The organism is Pectobacterium araliae (assembly GCF_037076465.1).
Taxonomy (GTDB): Bacteria; Pseudomonadota; Gammaproteobacteria; order Enterobacterales; family Enterobacteriaceae; genus Pectobacterium; species Pectobacterium araliae.
The window spans coordinates 2,064,204-2,080,105 of record NZ_AP028908.1 but is presented as its reverse complement, the minus strand read 5'-3'; the positions used below and the strand labels follow the sequence as shown (position 1 = coordinate 2,080,105).

General features: G+C 48.8%; 13 protein-coding genes and 1 pseudogene. 5 read left to right on the top strand and 9 right to left on the bottom strand.

The window, feature by feature from the left end:
- Nucleotides 1-351: 351 nt before the first annotated feature.
- A complete protein-coding gene (locus AACH44_RS09395) occupies nucleotides 352-726 on the bottom strand; it encodes a hypothetical protein (RefSeq protein ID WP_261847644.1) in 375 nt (124 codons plus the stop codon).
- Nucleotides 727-803: 77 nt separating this feature from the next.
- Between AACH44_RS09395 and AACH44_RS09390 the strand changes: the two are divergent.
- Nucleotides 804-1,085: pseudogene (locus AACH44_RS09390) on the top strand (tyrosine-type recombinase/integrase); the annotation flags it as partial.
- 316 nt (nucleotides 1,086-1,401) lie between these two features.
- On the opposite strand, the gene AACH44_RS09385 reads toward AACH44_RS09390, so the two are convergent.
- On the bottom strand, nucleotides 1,402-1,758 hold the full coding sequence (locus AACH44_RS09385) for a YebY family protein (protein ID WP_261847605.1): 357 nt from the start codon (nucleotides 1,756-1,758) through the stop codon (nucleotides 1,402-1,404).
- A gap of 281 nt (nucleotides 1,759-2,039) precedes the next feature.
- Complete coding sequence (gene ftnA / locus AACH44_RS09380) at nucleotides 2,040-2,546, bottom strand: non-heme ferritin (RefSeq protein WP_015840082.1); 507 nt, start codon at nucleotides 2,544-2,546, stop codon at nucleotides 2,040-2,042.
- 374 nt (nucleotides 2,547-2,920) lie between these two features.
- Here ftnA and AACH44_RS09375 point away from each other — a divergent pair, with 374 nt between their 5' ends.
- Entirely contained in the window at nucleotides 2,921-3,151 is a 231-nt protein-coding gene (locus AACH44_RS09375) for a DNA polymerase III subunit theta (RefSeq protein WP_261847606.1), read from the top strand.
- A gap of 351 nt (nucleotides 3,152-3,502) precedes the next feature.
- On the opposite strand, the gene AACH44_RS09370 is transcribed toward AACH44_RS09375, so the two are convergent.
- Nucleotides 3,503-5,542: a S9 family peptidase gene (locus AACH44_RS09370; protein ID WP_261847607.1), complete on the bottom strand. Its 2,040-nt coding sequence runs from the start codon at nucleotides 5,540-5,542 to the stop codon at nucleotides 3,503-3,505.
- A 201-nt stretch (nucleotides 5,543-5,743) separates the two neighbouring features.
- On the opposite strand from AACH44_RS09370, the gene purT reads away from it, so the two are divergent.
- A complete protein-coding gene (gene purT, locus AACH44_RS09365) occupies nucleotides 5,744-6,922 on the top strand; it encodes a formate-dependent phosphoribosylglycinamide formyltransferase (protein WP_261847608.1) in 1,179 nt (392 codons plus the stop codon).
- Between the two features lie 103 nt (nucleotides 6,923-7,025).
- Here the strand turns inward: purT and AACH44_RS09360 are convergent, their stop codons facing one another.
- Together AACH44_RS09360 and zwf are read right to left on the bottom strand one after the other, a co-directional pair.
- The gene (locus tag AACH44_RS09360) at nucleotides 7,026-7,667 is read right to left on the bottom strand and encodes a bifunctional 4-hydroxy-2-oxoglutarate aldolase/2-dehydro-3-deoxy-phosphogluconate aldolase (RefSeq protein ID WP_103860831.1); all 642 of its coding nucleotides are present in this window, start codon (nucleotides 7,665-7,667) and stop codon (nucleotides 7,026-7,028) included.
- A gap of 166 nt (nucleotides 7,668-7,833) precedes the next feature.
- Nucleotides 7,834-9,309 (bottom strand): glucose-6-phosphate dehydrogenase, encoded by a 1,476-nt coding sequence (zwf, locus tag AACH44_RS09355; RefSeq protein ID WP_261847609.1) that lies wholly within the window; start codon nucleotides 9,307-9,309, stop codon nucleotides 7,834-7,836.
- Nucleotides 9,310-9,693: 384 nt separating this feature from the next.
- On the opposite strand from zwf, the gene AACH44_RS09350 reads away from it, so the two are divergent.
- Together AACH44_RS09350 and pyk are read left to right on the top strand one after the other, a co-directional pair.
- Entirely contained in the window at nucleotides 9,694-10,563 is an 870-nt protein-coding gene (locus AACH44_RS09350) for a MurR/RpiR family transcriptional regulator (RefSeq protein WP_039286791.1), read from the top strand.
- A gap of 259 nt (nucleotides 10,564-10,822) precedes the next feature.
- A complete protein-coding gene (pyk, locus tag AACH44_RS09345; RefSeq protein WP_261847610.1) occupies nucleotides 10,823-12,265 on the top strand; it encodes a pyruvate kinase in 1,443 nt (480 codons plus the stop codon).
- A gap of 114 nt (nucleotides 12,266-12,379) precedes the next feature.
- Here the strand turns inward: pyk and lpxM are convergent, their stop codons facing one another.
- The 3 genes from lpxM to znuA form a co-directional block, all read right to left on the bottom strand.
- The gene (gene lpxM, locus AACH44_RS09340; protein WP_261847611.1) at nucleotides 12,380-13,351 is read right to left on the bottom strand and encodes a lauroyl-Kdo(2)-lipid IV(A) myristoyltransferase; all 972 of its coding nucleotides are present in this window, start codon (nucleotides 13,349-13,351) and stop codon (nucleotides 12,380-12,382) included.
- Between the two features lie 188 nt (nucleotides 13,352-13,539).
- Nucleotides 13,540-14,862, bottom strand: coding sequence for a murein DD-endopeptidase MepM (mepM, locus tag AACH44_RS09335; protein ID WP_261847612.1), 1,323 nt, complete (start codon nucleotides 14,860-14,862; stop codon nucleotides 13,540-13,542).
- Nucleotides 14,863-14,874: 12 nt separating this feature from the next.
- Nucleotides 14,875-15,894, bottom strand: coding sequence for a zinc ABC transporter substrate-binding protein ZnuA (znuA, locus tag AACH44_RS09330; protein ID WP_261847613.1), 1,020 nt, complete (start codon nucleotides 15,892-15,894; stop codon nucleotides 14,875-14,877).
- Nucleotides 15,895-15,902: the final 8 nt, after the last annotated feature.

Here is a 15,902-nt window from a genome sequence, read left to right as displayed (position 1 = left end):
CTGAATCGCGATAATCATGACAATAAACGGATGTTTTATCAGCAGCCAAGAGAGGTTTACCGTTTATTTAGTTTGCCACAGCTTATATTGCCCCCAAACGCCCACTTCTGCGACATACTCTTGTTCGTTTCCATTCGCGATAACATCAACAGTTTTTCTCATTCCCATTGAAAGAACACAATGTTTTCTTGAGAAGAGATAGAGAATAATCACGTTGACTACGTTTCACGTATTGTTTCATCACATTTTCCTCAAGGAACGAGAAAAATGTATCAACGTCATTCAGGACGGGTCAAATAAATAAAAAAGGCCACGCGTTAGCGCAGCCCATATTTTTTGCACCGCGATAGCTTAATGGTTAGTTAAACTCTCTTTTACTTTTGTCACACAGCGAGGAACCATCAACTCTCTGAGTGTATCCCTTAGATCATCGTCATATTGTCGATTAGGAGGACGATGATCTTTGCGAAATGATTCGGCAATTCTAGCCGATGTAGCAATATACTCCGACTCATCAATACCGAAATCTGAAAGGCTAAAACCACGTTCTTTGAAGCTGGATACCTCTTCATTGACGATCGACAGCACATCTCTATCCGTTGATCCCGCCTTGTCAGTAATATTCCACTCAGTCAGGCAGATTTCATGCGCAGCGTTGTTGGTATCATTAATGGCAGCAAATGATGCCAATGGTAAAGCCAGTACTAACATAATGATTTTTCGCATATTCACGTCAATCTCTTTGAAATAAAAAGACCCGCAAAGCGAGCCTGGAAATGATTTTTATTTGCGACGTTAATGCCAGCAATACAGATTACATGATTAGTGTCGGTATTAGAAAAAATAACCCTAACGGGGCTGTGGAACTCAATGGGCTAACAAAGGGGTTTGTTAAAGCAAGAAAGGCAGCAGGGATTGAGTTAGACGAGAAACCGCCAACATTTCATGAGATACGAAGTCTGGCTGGCAGGCTGTATGAGAAAGAGCGTGGAAAGGAGTTTGCACAGAAGTTACTGGGTCACAAATCAGCAAAGATGACGGAGAAATATTTAGATACGAGAGGGAAAGATTACGTCTATTTATAAAAGACCGTATATCGAATTTCGTGGATTTTTCGTGTATTTTCGTGTAAATAAAAAATAAACTATTAAATATCAATTAGTTAAAAAAAGACCGAATACGATTCCTGTATTCGGTCTAGGGAAATGGCTCTTGGGAGAGCCGTGCGCTAAAAGTTGGCATTTATACAAGCTGCACTAGCCTTGTACCTTAAGCGTAGCCAACTGCACCGCGTTTTCCAGCTTAAACCCGTTCGTAATTATCACAAATGGAACAGATTTCACACTTTCGCTTAACCGAATAGAGGTAATTAGTTAACATTAAATAGGTAAATCAATTACTTCATGGCTTCCCCTCTGGTAAGCATAGTTGCTCTGCTCGTTCGATAAATGGCTGAAGACTTTTCTTCTGTTCCGGATGCTTAGGATCGTCCAGCCAAATCACATCTATCGGTTGTGCGCTTACCTGCCCGGACTTCATCTGCTCAATAGCAATATCATTCAGTGGATATTGCATCAGTGTCCCAGTATGTAAGGCGTACAGTGCATTGCCAGGGCGACAAATCAGTTGAACTTCTTCACGCGTAAAAGCCCAGCGTTCGCCATATTCCAGTCGGCTGATATTTGCCAGTTTGGCGGCAGAAAAAGCATTCGCAGACAGTGAGGTAAGCACGATTGATAGCAAAAATTTCTTCATCATGGTATTCCCGACATGCATATTCAGACAATGATGTGTGTGAGTTTTGCAGCCTTGTCCAAATCACAGAAAGACAGCATCAAACCTTATAAAACATAAAGTTGTATATCACTACTCACGCGATCATAGCGACAGAGGGAGATGAAGTCGAGCGGGAAGCAAAGAATAAAATCGACGATGTGATATAAGTAGGAAGGTCGTTCGAGGAAAGAAATAGCGGGATAAAAAGAACATTATCCCGCGTTACTCACATGCACATTGGCCGACAAAAGCGTTGATTGCCGTTAGGCTGAAGGTGCCGCCGCAGACATTTTTTTCAAGTCCTGATCGATGAAGAACAGACCGCCTTCGCTCGCTTTGACCAGAGCCAGTTTGTCTAGAATAGAACGGAACAATTTTTCTTCTTCATGCTGTTCAGCCACGTACCATTGCAGGAAATTAAATGTAGAGTAATCCTGCAATGCCATCGCCGCATGCGCCAGCTCATTAATTTTTGCTGTAATCAACTGTTCGTGTTCATAGGTCAATTTGAAGACATCAGCCAGTGAATCAAAATCAATCGGCGGTGCAGCAATCGCGCCTAATACAGGCAGGCTTCCCGTATCATCCAGATAGTCAAACAGGCGCTGCATGTGCTGCATTTCTTCCTGAGAATGCGTCTTCAGGAAACTAGATGCGCCTTCAAAGCCTTTGTCACCGCACCATGCACTCATTTGCAAATATAAATTTGCGGAATAAAACTCCAGATTAAGTTGCTCATTCAGCTTCTGAATCATTTCTTTTTTTAACATAGTTACTCCCTATTTTCACGGCAGGTGAAATTATTTAGGGCATTATGCCTGAAAAAATAAAATAAAAAACACTTTATTAACAACAACAAATAATTAGTAAAATAACCAATAAAAACAATATATTATAATAATTGCTATTGATATTTATTATCACTTAAAGCTGGTTTTCAATGTATTATTGCGAATCGTTTTTATTACCAAAAAATCACAATATCGCGCTATATCATTTACAGATAAATCTGTATTAAAAATGATTCCTATTTCGTAATCAGAATAATAAACATCCACATGACAAGGTGAACACTTGCCATTTTCCTGTTGCTACTTTACCGTGACACCTATCAGTCTGTGGCCAATAAGCAGGAGAAAGCGGTATGGGACATAATCTGGCAGAATTGTCCAAAGAGGATATGGATAAAGTTAACGTAGATCTGGCAGCATCAGGCGTTGCCTTCAAAGAACGTTATAATATGCCCGTCATTCCAGAGGCCGTTGAGAGAGAACAGCCCGAGCACCTGCGTAACTACTTTCGTGAACGTGTGATGTTTTATCGGCAAAGGTCGCTGCAGTTCTCTCGTTTACCCTACGAACCTAAGTCCAAATAGCGATTCACCTTATTTCGGTCCAAGCAAGACTGTTTTACCGTGTCCCTCTTCCGTGGGTTACATTCTTACACAGCAAAAACGATTTTCTGCTTGCATATCGGCCCATACAAGAGGTTAATGGAGAGGCGGCCTAACCTTTTATCAAGAGAGGTAATATATGAGTAAAGGACTGGATAGCAAAAAGAACAGCAAGAAAAAACCACTAAAAACGGCAGCCGAAAAGCGTGCCGATAAAAAGGCGAAGAAACCACAGGCTGATATTACCTAAGTAAGTAATGTGCCATGCTGATCGGGTAAACCCGAAGACGGGTTTACCCTCATAAACGCAGTTGCTAACCCCTAGTTGTGCTCTTACGCCGCCTTTTCAAGCACCATCAATAAGAAAGCATATTCCAGCGCGATATCATCATAGCGTTTGAAGCGACCGGATTTCCCGCCGTGTCCGGCATCCATATCGGTGTACAATAACACTAGGCGATCGTCCGTTTTAACTTCCCGTAATTTTGCCACCCACTTCGCAGGTTCCCAATACTGAACCTGAGAGTCGTGTAACCCCGTAGTCACCAATAAATGTGGATAGCGCTGAGCGGTCACTCCGTCATAGGGGCTATATTGCTTTATGTAGTCATAGTAGGTTTGTTTATTCGGATCGCCCCACTCATCATACTCTCCGGTCGTCAGCGGAATTGACTCATCCAGCATTGTCGTCAGCACATCAACAAACGGCACCTGAGCCACAACGCCTTTGAACAGATCGGGGGCCATATTGACGACCGCCCCCATCAAAAGTCCCCCTGCACTGCCTCCCATCGCGAACATGTTTTCTCTGTCGCCATAGCCTTTTTCTATCAATGCCTGAGACACATCGATGAAATCGGTGAAGGAATGCATTTTATTGAGCAGGCGGCCATCGTCGTACCACTGTTGCCCCAGTTCACCACCACCGCGGATGTGCGTTAAGGCAAAGACGAACCCTCGGTCCAGCAAGCTCAGACGGCTAACGCTAAAATCCGGATCTAGGCTATGGCTATACGCGCCATAACCGTAAACCAGTATCGGGTTCCTACCAGGGCTGAAATGATCGCGATGGTAAACGAGGGAAACGGGTACATCGACGCCGTCCCTGACCGTGATCCATAAACGTTCGCTCCGATAGTTATCCGGGGAGAAATCTTTTACTTCAGCTTGCTTAAGTAACTGTTGCTCCCCCGTATCCAGATTCAATTCATACAGCGTGCTGGGGGTTGTCATTGATGAATAGCCATATCGCATCAATGCCGTTTCTGGCGTAGGGTTGTACGACAACCACGTCACATAGCTCGCGTCATTGAAGGAGATCGTTTTTTCTTCTTGTGTATGCCAGTGGATCTGACGTAATCGGGTTAAACCGCGCTCTCTTTCTTCCACCACCAGCCAATCACGGAAAAATTCAAAACTTTCCAATACGCAGTGTTCCCGTGGAGCAATCAGTGTTTCCAGCGTTTGCTCATCAGGCTTGTCTGAACGGTAGAGGCCGAAATTTTTCCCTTCTCGGTTGGAGCGCAGATAAAACCGTCCCTGATAGTGATCGATGCCATATTCATGATCTTTTCGGCGCGGAATGCATACCTGCGGCACCGCCTCTGAGATCGTTGCATCGAGCAATAGCACCTCAGTCGTCGTGGTGCTGCTGAGATAAATGGTGATGTAGTGCTCTGATGTCGTTTTGCTCAGGCTGACATAATAGGTGTCGTCTTTCTCTTCATATATCAGTTCATCTTGTGCCGGGTCGCTCCCCAGACGATGACGGTAAACCTGATACGGCAATAGCGTTTGCTCATGTTTACGCACATAGTACAACACCGTCGAATCTGCCGACCATTCGGCACCTGCCGTCACATTTTCGATCACATCCGGTAGCCAGTCGCCGCTGTTCAGATCGCGAAAACGAAGCGTGTACTGCCGACGGGATAAAAAGTCCTCCGAGAGCGCCAGCAGCGTGTTATCAGGGCTAACCTCAAGCGTGCCGAGACTATAAAACTCATGCCCTTCTGCACGTTGATTCCCATCCAGCAGCGTTTCCCATGCGTCTGTTGCCTGCTCAGGTTGACGCAGATAGATGGCGTACTCTTTACCCGGCTCATAGCGACTTTGGTAGCGATACCCCTTTCTGACATACGGCACAGACATGTCCGTCGACGGAATACGTTTAACCATTTCGTCATACAGCGACCGTTTACGCGCGTCGTGAGGCGCCATAATCGCCTCACTATAGGTATTTTCCTGTTCCAGATACGCTAACACCTGCGGATCGGTACGCTGGTCATCACGCAGCCAGTAGTAATTGTCGATGCGCGTATCGCCATGTGTGCTTATCGCGTGGGGCCTTTTTTCTGCTTGCGGTGTCTTCATCGCGTCGGATCTCGTTGTCTTGACATAAAATTTTCACTCTGTAAGAAGAGTGGCACGATTGCCCAGCAATGCCAAGCTACGTCCTTGTCTCTTGGTGCGCTTTTGCGTAATGCATTCCAGAGCCTCCCCCTCTTTAATGCGCACGCAAACGTTTTCGTTTATACTGCGGCCATTTTTCACAACCCGATCAGGTATAAGGTTATGTTAACGATTGGAACCGCCCTGCGTGCGGATGCCACACGAGTGATGCTGCTTGGCTCCGGTGAATTAGGCAAAGAAGTGGCGATTGAGTGTCAGCGCTTGGGAATCGAAGTGATTGCGGTCGATCGCTATGCCGATGCCCCCGCCATGCAGGTTGCGCATCGCAGCCACGTCATCAATATGTTGGACGGCGATGCATTAAAAGCGTTGGTTGAAGCCGAACGTCCTGATTACATCGTGCCGGAAATTGAAGCCATCGCAACCGATATGCTGGTGACGCTGGAAAAGCAGGGTCACCATGTTGTTCCTTGTGCTGAAGCGACACGCCTGACGATGAACCGAGAAGGCATCCGTCGTCTGGCTGCCGAAACGCTCAATGTTCCGACATCCACTTACCGCTTTGCCGACAGTGAAGAAAGCTTTCGTCAGGCAGTGGACGCTATTGGTTATCCCTGCATTGTGAAGCCAGTCATGAGCTCATCCGGCAAAGGACAAAGCCTGATTCGCTCCGCTGAGCAGTTAGCGCAGGCATGGATCTACGCTCAACAGGGCGGGCGTGCAGGCGGCGGACGCGTCATCGTTGAAGGGTTGGTAAATTTTGATTTTGAGATCACCCTGCTGACCATCCATGCGGTTGACGGCATTCATTTCTGTGCACCAATCGGTCACCGACAAGAAGACGGCGATTATCGTGAATCCTGGCAGCCGCAGCAGATGAGTGCGCTGGCGCAGGAACGCGCGCAAAAGATGGCCAGCGATGTCGTGAAAGCGCTCGGCGGCTATGGTCTGTTCGGCGTTGAACTGTTCGTCTGCGGCGATGATGTCATCTTTAGTGAAGTTTCCCCTCGCCCACACGATACCGGCATGGTGACGATGATTTCTCAGGATCTGTCCGAATTTGCTCTGCACGTCCGCGCTTTCCTTGGGTTGCCAATTGGCGCAGTTCGCCAGTACGGTGCAGCGGCTTCTGCTGTGATTTTGCCAGAACTGGAGAGCAACAATACGCGCTATCAGGGGCTGGAAAGCGCACTACTCCCCCATACGCAAATTCGCCTGTTTGGCAAACCGGATATCAATGGCAAGCGTCGTATGGGCGTCGCGCTAGCCAGCGCAGAGACCACAGACGATGCCGTTGCAATCGCCAGGCGCGTCGCGGCTGGCGTAAACGTCAGCGGTTAATATCTACTTTGCTGTTGGGCGGTGTATACCGTCACTAACCGCCCGCCATAACAAAAAAGGCCACTCGCAGTGAGTGGCCTTCGTCATTCAGTAGCCAGTAAACTTACGCTTTTGCGCCTGCAACCGCTTCACGCGCCAGTTCAGTAATACGTGCGTAATCACCGCTTTCCAGCGCATCGTTCGGCACCAGCCAAGAACCACCCACACACAGCACGCTTTTCAGCGCCAGGTAATCACGGTAGTTATTCGGCGTAATACCACCAGTCGGGCAGAAACGGATATGAGCAAATGGACCGCCGATCGCCTGAAGCGCCTTCACGCCGCCGTTAGCTTCAGCAGGGAAAAATTTGAACTCACGTAAGCCGTAATCCATACCCAACATCAGTTCAGACACAGTGCTGATGCCTGGGATCAACGGAATATTGCCTTCCGTTGCCGCTTTCAGCAGTGGCTCGGTCAATCCCGGACTAATGGCAAACTGCGCACCGGCTTCAACCACCGCAGCCAATTGCTCAGGGTTTGTGACCGTACCCGCACCCACAATCGCTTCAGGCACTTCTTTTGCAATCGCACGGATCGCATCGATAGCACAGTCGGTACGCAATGTCAGTTCCAGAACGCGAACGCCGCCGGCGACTAACGCTTTTGCCATCGGCACCGCGTGTTCCAGTTTGTTGACCACAATCACAGGAACAACGGGACCCGTTGTCAAAATCTGTTCCGCGCTCGTTTTCCAGTTTTTCATCAAAAGTTATCTCCAGTCATGCCCGAAGGCATCATTAATTATATAGCGCGCCCCTGCCACAGGGATCTGCGTTGCCGCAAATGCCAACCGCACCGTAAGCCATACATTAAAACCGTGGAATGCCGACATCCTCCGGCATTCTCGCTACTGACGTATTATCAAAAAATTACTCGAACTCATTCCAGGAACGACCATCGCGAGTGATCATCGCTACGGATGCTACAGGCCCCCAGCTTCCCGCCTGGTAAGGTTTCGGTGCATCGTTGTCCATCGCCCATGCATCCATGATGGAGTCCACCCATTTCCAGGCTTCTTCAACTTCATCACGGCGGACGAACAACGCCTGAATCCCGCGCATCGTTTCGAGCAGCAGACGCTCATAGGCATCTGCCAAATGCTGCTGATTAAAGGTTTCAGAGAAGCTCAAATCCAGCTTCACCGTTTGCAGGCGGTGCTTGTGTTCTAATCCGGGAATTTTATTCAGAATCTGGATTTCCACACCTTCATCCGGCTGTAAGCGAATGATCAGTTTGTTCTGCGGCAACTGCTGGTAAGAATCATGGAACAGGTTCAACGCAGGATTTTTAAAGTACACCACCACTTCCGAACATTTGGTCGGCAAGCGTTTACCCGTGCGCAGGTAGAACGGCACGCCAGACCAGCGCCAGTCATCGATGTCGACACGAATCGAGACAAAGGTTTCCGTGCTGCTGCTTTTATTCGCGCCTTCTTCTTCCAAATAGCCCGGCACTTTGTGGCCCTGAACAAAACCAGCCGTGTACTGGCCGCGTACCGTCGTTTCGTGCACGTTGGAACGGTCAATACGACGCAGTGAACGCAACACTTTCACTTTTTCATCACGGATGCGGTCAGTCGTCAAATCAGACGGCGGAGACATCGCAATCATCGTCAGAATCTGTAACAGGTGATTCTGGATCATGTCGCGCATCTGGCCAGCTTTGTCAAAATAGCCCCAGCGCCCTTCAATCCCGACTTCTTCCGCTACTGTGATCTGTACATGGTCGATCGTCCGGTTGTCCCAATTTGAGGAAAACAGCGAGTTGGCAAAGCGTAGCGCCAACAGGTTTAGAACCGTCTCTTTACCCAGATAGTGGTCGATGCGGTAAACCTGACACTCGTTAAAGAATTCCGCGACCTGATCGTTAATGACGCGAGAAGACGCCAGATCGGTACCCAGCGGTTTTTCCATCACCACCCGCGCGGGCTCTTTATTCAGCCCTGCGGTTCCCAGCCCCTTGCAAATCGCACCAAACGTGCTGGGCGGCATCGCAAAATAGTTGATAGTAGTACGGTTTTTCTGGTCAAGCATCTTGCCCAGTTTATTGAACGCTTTGGTGTCTTCCACATCGAGATTGCAGAAATTCAGCCGACTGCTTAGCGTTTCCCACAACTTATCATCGATGGCTTCTTTCATAAAGGTGTCAAGCGCTTCGCGTACGACGCGGGTATACTCCGCTTTATCCCAATCCGCACGACCCACGCCAATAATTTTGGTGTCCGCGTGGATGTGCCCTGCTTTTTCCAACTGGTACAGGGAAGGTAGTAATTTACGGCGTGCCAGATCGCCCTTGGCACCGAAAATAACCAGATCGCACGCTTGGGCTGTTGAAGTTACCGCCATGTTCATCTCCTCGTTGCAGGATGCTGTAATTTTATTACAGCGCTAATGTACTCTTTTTGACTACAGCCAGTAAACCCATCATAAAAATGCCAAATAACGGGTGGTATTGACCGAAAACCACACATCAATCGCGCTGTGCCGTGGTTGGAATCACGTGTTGATTTCCCCTAAACCGAAATTTTTCGTCGTTTCTGACAGTCGATTACTTTTCTGAAAGTTAGACACATGTCATGTTCTGGCAAAAAAAGGACCCAACTTAGCCTGTTGCCCGCTGCCAACCATCACAGGGTCGTAGTATATTTTCATGACCTGCATTTTTTCACGTAATGCATGCCAGTTGTACCTTTAGTTGAAATTGGAAAAAACTTACATGGTCCCTGTCGTATGAATATGCTGGAAAAAATCCAGAGTCACTTAGAACTCTTGAGTAAATCAGAAAGAAAAGTGGCTGAAGTGATCCTGAGCACTCCGCAGACGGCCATTCACTCCAGCATCGCGACCTTGGCAAAAATGGCCGACGTCAGTGAGCCAACGGTTAACCGTTTCTGTCGTCGCCTTGAAACTAAGGGTTTTCCCGATTTTAAACTACATCTGGCGCAAAGTCTGGCAAACGGTACGCCGTATGTGAACCGTAACGTTGAAGAAGATGACAGCGTTGACGCCTACACCAGTAAAATCTTTGAATCCGCAATGGCTGGCCTGGAGCAGGTAAAATCCAGTTTGGATGTCGCTGCCGTCAACCGCGCCGTGGATTTGCTCACGCAGGCGAAGAAAATCTCTTTCTTTGGCTTGGGTGCTTCCGCCGCCGTCGCACACGATGCGATGAACAAATTTTTCCGCTTCAATATCCCCGTCGTTTATTTCGATGACATTGTGATGCAGCGCATGAGCTGCATGAATTCCAGCGACGGCGACGTCGTCGTATTGATCTCCCATACTGGCAGAACCAAAAGTCTGGTCGAAATGGCACAGTTGGCGCGCGAGAACGATGCGACCGTGATCGCCATTACCTCAGACGGCACACCGCTGGCGCGTGAAGCCTCGCTAGCACTACGGCTTGATGTACCTGAAGACACCGATGTCTATATGCCGATGGTGTCCCGTATCGCTCAGCTAACGTTGATCGATGTGCTGGCGACAGGATTTACTTTACGCCGTGGAGAAAAATTTCGTGATAACCTGAAACGGGTCAAAGAGGCCTTGCGCGAATCACGCTTTGATAAAGATGAACGGTTGATCAATCCCTTCAGGTGATAGGTAAGTTTTAGATTGTGCTTTGTTTTTTAGTTATATCCATGAAAAATGAGCGGTATCATCTACCCGCCTCATCGCAATGTGACCAGAGACTACGGTCATGGAAAGATGACGGGGATTACCTGTACAGTATGATAATCAGACTCAACACGATGTTCGAATAACGCAGGTGAAACAGTTTTGTTATAAAGTGACATTTTGCACCGTTATTCGACGCTTAATCGCAACACGACAGCTTCACAAGTGAACGGAGTTATACATGTCCAGACGGCTCAGAAGAACCAAGATTGTCACCACCCTGGGGCCCGCTACCGACCGTGATAATAATCTCGAAAAGATTATCAGTGCGGGCGCTAACGTAGTACGCATGAATTTTTCTCACGGCACAGCAGAAGACCATCAATTACGTGCCAACAAAGTTCGTGAAATTGCGGCAAAATTAGGCCGCCATGTTGCCATTCTTGGCGATCTACAGGGTCCAAAAATCCGTGTTTCTACCTTCAAAGAAGGTAAAATCTTCCTGAACATCGGCGACAAATTCTTACTAGATGCCAATTTAGCGAAAGGCGAAGGCGATAAAGAAAGAGTCGGGATCGATTATAAAGGCTTGCCGAGCGACGTGGTGCCAGGCGACATCCTGCTATTGGATGATGGTCGGGTACAGTTGAAAGTCCTTCAAGTTGAAGGCCTGAAGGTTTATACCGAAGTCACCGTTGGTGGGCCGCTGTCTAACAACAAAGGTATCAATAAACTCGGTGGCGGCTTGTCTGCCGAAGCCCTGACGGAAAAAGATAAAGCCGACATTATTACTGCCGCAAAAATTGGCGTCGACTATCTGGCGGTTTCTTTCCCACGTACGGGAGAAGACCTCAACTACGCACGCCGACTCGCACGTGATGCGGGCTGTAACGCCAAGATCGTATCAAAAGTTGAACGCGCTGAAGCGGTTTGTTCAGATGCCGCAATGGATGACATTATTCTGGCTTCCGACGTGGTGATGGTCGCGAGGGGCGATCTGGGCGTTGAAATCGGCGATCCAGAACTGGTGGGGATTCAGAAAAAGTTGATTCGTCGCGCCCGTCAACTGAACCGTGCGGTCATTACCGCTACGCAGATGATGGAATCGATGATCACCAACCCGATGCCAACACGTGCCGAGGTGATGGATGTCGCCAACGCCGTGCTCGATGGCACCGATGCCGTGATGCTGTCCGCAGAAACCGCTGCGGGTCAATATCCTGCGGAAACCGTCGCGGCTATGGCGAAAGTGTGTTTAGGCGCGGAGAAAATTCCAAGCATCAACGTATCCAAACACCGCCTTGACGTGGAATTTGATAACACGGAAGAATCCATTGCGATGTCTTCCATGTACGCGGCCAACCACCTGAAAGGGGTTACCGCGTTGATCGCCATGACGGAATCTGGCCGCACTGCGCTGATGATGTCCCGTATCAGTTCCGGTCTGCCTATTTTCGCCATGTCTCGTCATGAGCACACGCTGAACCTGACCGCTCTGTATCGCGGCGTCACCCCGGTGCATTTCGACAGTTACACCGATGGCGTTGCCGCGGCCAATGATGCGGTGATCCGACTGCGCGATAAAGGCTTCCTGATGTCTGGGGATCTGGTCATCGTTACACAGGGCGACATCATGGGGACCGTAGGTACAACCAACACGATTCGCATCTTACGCGTGGAATAATTATTACTTGACGACGTCCGCTACGCCGTATCGGACGGTTCATTCGAGCAAAAGCCGGACGAGAAATCGTCCGGCTTTTTTATCAATAGGCAGTATTTGCTTTTCATCCCGCAGTTAATTACGGTACAAATCATCCCGACAATACGGTTCAACTTCTCCCGGTTTGCGGGTTTTTAGCAGCTTCAGAATCCAGGTGTACTGTTCAGGGTTCGGCCTGACTAAAATTTCCACTTCTTCATTCATGCGCCGTGCAATGTATGCATCATCCGCCTCTGCTAAATCAACCATCGGCGGACGAATAAACACATCCAAGCAACCATCTTTGGCGTTATATACCGGGAACAGTGGCACAATATCCGCGCGACACACTTTCATCAGCCGTCCGACGGCGGGCAGCGTTGCTTTATACGTCGCGAAGAAATCAACAAACTCGCTGTGCTCAGGGCCATGATCTTGATCGGGTAAGTAATACCCCCAACACCCAGAGCGCACGGAGCTGATAAACGGTTTAATGCCATCATTGCGGGCATGGATACGTCCACCAAAGCGACGACGTAACCGATTCCACCAATAATCCACCAGTTCATTTTTCTGATTGTGGAACATCGCCGCCATACGCTGCCCGCGAGAGGTCAGCAGCATCGCGGGGATATCAACGCCCCACCCATGTGGAACCAGAAAGATCACGTTCTTCTCTTGCGCTTTAATACGCTCAAGAATGTCTTCACCGTGCCAGCGTACATACTTCTCGATTTTCTTCGGGTTACGAATCCCCACTTCTACCATCATAATCATCGACTGAGGTGCCGTCGCGAACATGTCATCAATGATGGCTTCACGCTGTGCTTCCGTTAACTCCGGCATGCAATACAGCAGATTAATGCGAGCACGGCGGCGGGCACCTTTTGATATTTTCCCGACAAAACGCCCCAGCCCACCGAGTACCGGGTTTCTTAACCGTGCCGGAATATAGGCAGCGAGTGCCATCACACCAACGCCTAACCAAACGCCCCAATAGCGCGGATAAAAAAAGGCGCGTTGAAACTGGGGAACAAATTCAGCGTTCGATTTTTTTTCTTTTTCCATGCCTAAACTCTTCAGATCAATCAATAAACACCATCATAATTGCCGCTCAACGTTTAGCAATACTCGCCGACAATTACGCAAAAACACGCCTGATCGATAATAAAAAATCAGGAACCCGTGTTCGATAAAATGCGCTATAAATGAAAATGCCGGCAGCAAGCCACCGGCATAACATGCAATCAATATCGTTAATCAAACTTAAGCTGCGGTACCACTTCCTTCACCTGCGCCAGATAATCACGACGTTCTTTACCCGCCAGCCCTTCAGAGCGTGGCAGTTGCGCCGTTAACGGGTTAACGGCCTGCTGGTTGATCCAGAATTCGTAGTGCAGATGCGGCCCGGTGGAACGCCCCGTATTACCGGACAATCCGATGCGATCGCCACGCTTCACTTTCTGACCCGATTTAACCAATATACGGTTTAAGTGCATAAAGTGAGTCGTGTACTGACGGCCATGACGGATAACAACATAGTTGCCAGCCGCTCCGCTACGTTTCGCAATCACCACTTCACCATCCCCGACAGCCAGAACGGGTGTACCGATCGGCATCGCAAAATCGACACCTTTATGCGGCGCGACACGCCCTGTCACCGGGTTCAAACGACGCGGATTGAAGTTGGAGGAAACGCGGAATTGTTTCATCGTCGGGAAACGCATAAAGCCACGCGTCAGACCGGAACCTTCGCGATCGTAGAATTTACCGTCTTCTGCACGAATAGCGTAGTAGTCTTTGCCGCCCGTATTCAGACGAACGCCGACCAGCTCACTTTGTTCACTTTTGCCATCGAGCATTTCACGAGACATGAGAACAGAAAACGTGTCGTCCTTGCGTAATTTACGAAAATCCAGTTGCCATTGCAGCGCCTTGATGACTTCACGCACTTCTGAGCTGGTTAAACCCGCGCTTTGCGCACTGCTGACAAAACTGCCACTCACCCGGCCATTCAGGACGCTGTTGCGCCACTCGCCTTTCAGCGTTTCAATACGCTCTTTAAAATCCGAACCCACACGCTCATAAATGCGTGTTTCGCGGCGGGACATCTGCCAGGTCAAACTTTGCAGTTCGCCATTCTCTCCCAGAGCCCACGACATCTGCTGCCCAATTTTCAGGTTGCGCAAATCTTTATTCTGCTCTGCGAGCAAGGTGACATCCGCAATATCGATCCCATACTGCGTCAAAATGCTGCTTAAGGTATCCCCCGTAGAAACCACATACTCGTGTGAGCCGCGTTCATCGGCAACTTTATCATCGAGTTCATCTTGCGGAATGTCATCATCTGGCGAGGGTTGGTCTATCGGTTCGCTGGCTTCCGGCGTCAGCGTACGCAGTTGGTTGGTTTCCAAATCGATATCTTTCACGATGACGGGTGCATCATCGACGTGGGGATAAACAAAAGGCCGCCAAACAGCAACGGCCAATGTCACAACGGTAAGCGACCCCAGCATAACGCGATGGGGCCGGGGTAAACTGCTATACGCCAGAGCGATAGTTCGGACTATCTGCTGCACTTATTCGTATCCTCATAATTTTTCCTCCAGACAGCTCACATACTGGTTCGATAGCTGCAACAAGAAATCGGCATAGCTATCTCTACCCAGTGCAATATTGCTTCCCAATGGATCGAGCACACCCGAGCGCACGTCGGTTCCCTTGGCAACAGCATTAATAACGGCTGGCCTGAATTGTGGTTCAGCAAAAACGCATACGGCTTTGTGCTCAACCAACTGTGTTCGTATTTGATGTAAACGCTGTGCACCGGGCTGGATTTCGGGGTTAACCGTGAAGTAACCCAAAGGGCTTAACCCGTAGTGTTTCTCAAAATAGCCATAGGCATCATGAAACACGAAATAGCCTCTACCCTGCACAGGTGCTAGCATCTTAACAATTTTTTCATCTGCTTGCGCAATTTTATCCGTGAAATAAAGCAGATTCGCGTCTAGTTTGTCCTTATTCTGAGGCATAAGTTCCAATAATTTTGCATGAATGGCGATTGCCGCCTGTTTTGCCATCTCCGGCGATAACCAAATGTGCATATTGTACTCACCATGATGGTGACCATCGTCGCCGTCATTATGCCCGGCATGGTTATGATCGTGGCCTTTATCATGGTCATGATGCGCGGATTCATGGTCTTCTTCGTGGCTATGAGCGGCTTCCTTTTCCAGCTCAGCTTTAATGCCGGGTAGCGCGGAAAGCGCGATTTGTTTTGCAGGTGAAACTTTCGCTAACGGCTTCCCGAGGAAGGCTTCCATTTCCGGTCCGACCCAAATCACCAGATCGGCAGACTGTAAACGCTGGACATCAGACGGACGCAGGGCATAATCGTGGGGCGATGCGCCATCAGGTAACAAAACCTCAGTTGGCGTCACGCCATCGGCAATAGCCGACGCAATGAATCCTAAAGGGCGAATTGACGTAATGACCGCAGCGGATGCCGCGCTGATTGACATCCCACTTGCGAGTAGCACGCTGGCAACAAACACACTTTTTAACCATTTTTTTGGCTGAATACATTTTTTTTGTTGAATAGATTGCTGCATGAAAGTCG

Coding starts and splice junctions, on each gene's coding strand:
- AACH44_RS09360 (WP_103860831.1), bottom strand. CDS start 7,667: ATGAAAAACTGGAAAACGAGCGCGGAACAGATTTTGACAACGGGTCCC.
- AACH44_RS09385 (WP_261847605.1), bottom strand. CDS start 1,758: ATGATGAAGAAATTTTTGCTATCAATCGTGCTTACCTCACTGTCTGCG.
- zwf (WP_261847609.1), bottom strand. CDS start 9,309: ATGGCGGTAACTTCAACAGCCCAAGCGTGCGATCTGGTTATTTTCGGT.
- AACH44_RS09395 (WP_261847644.1), bottom strand. CDS start 726: ATGCGAAAAATCATTATGTTAGTACTGGCTTTACCATTGGCATCATTT.
- lpxM (WP_261847611.1), bottom strand. CDS start 13,351: ATGGAAAAAGAAAAAAAATCGAACGCTGAATTTGTTCCCCAGTTTCAA.
- purT (WP_261847608.1), top strand. CDS start 5,744: ATGTTAACGATTGGAACCGCCCTGCGTGCGGATGCCACACGAGTGATG.
- pyk (WP_261847610.1), top strand. CDS start 10,823: ATGTCCAGACGGCTCAGAAGAACCAAGATTGTCACCACCCTGGGGCCC.
- ftnA (WP_015840082.1), bottom strand. CDS start 2,546: ATGTTAAAAAAAGAAATGATTCAGAAGCTGAATGAGCAACTTAATCTG.
- AACH44_RS09375 (WP_261847606.1), top strand. CDS start 2,921: ATGGGACATAATCTGGCAGAATTGTCCAAAGAGGATATGGATAAAGTT.
- AACH44_RS09370 (WP_261847607.1), bottom strand. CDS start 5,542: ATGAAGACACCGCAAGCAGAAAAAAGGCCCCACGCGATAAGCACACAT.
- AACH44_RS09350 (WP_039286791.1), top strand. CDS start 9,694: ATGAATATGCTGGAAAAAATCCAGAGTCACTTAGAACTCTTGAGTAAA.
- znuA (WP_261847613.1), bottom strand. CDS start 15,894: ATGCAGCAATCTATTCAACAAAAAAAATGTATTCAGCCAAAAAAATGG.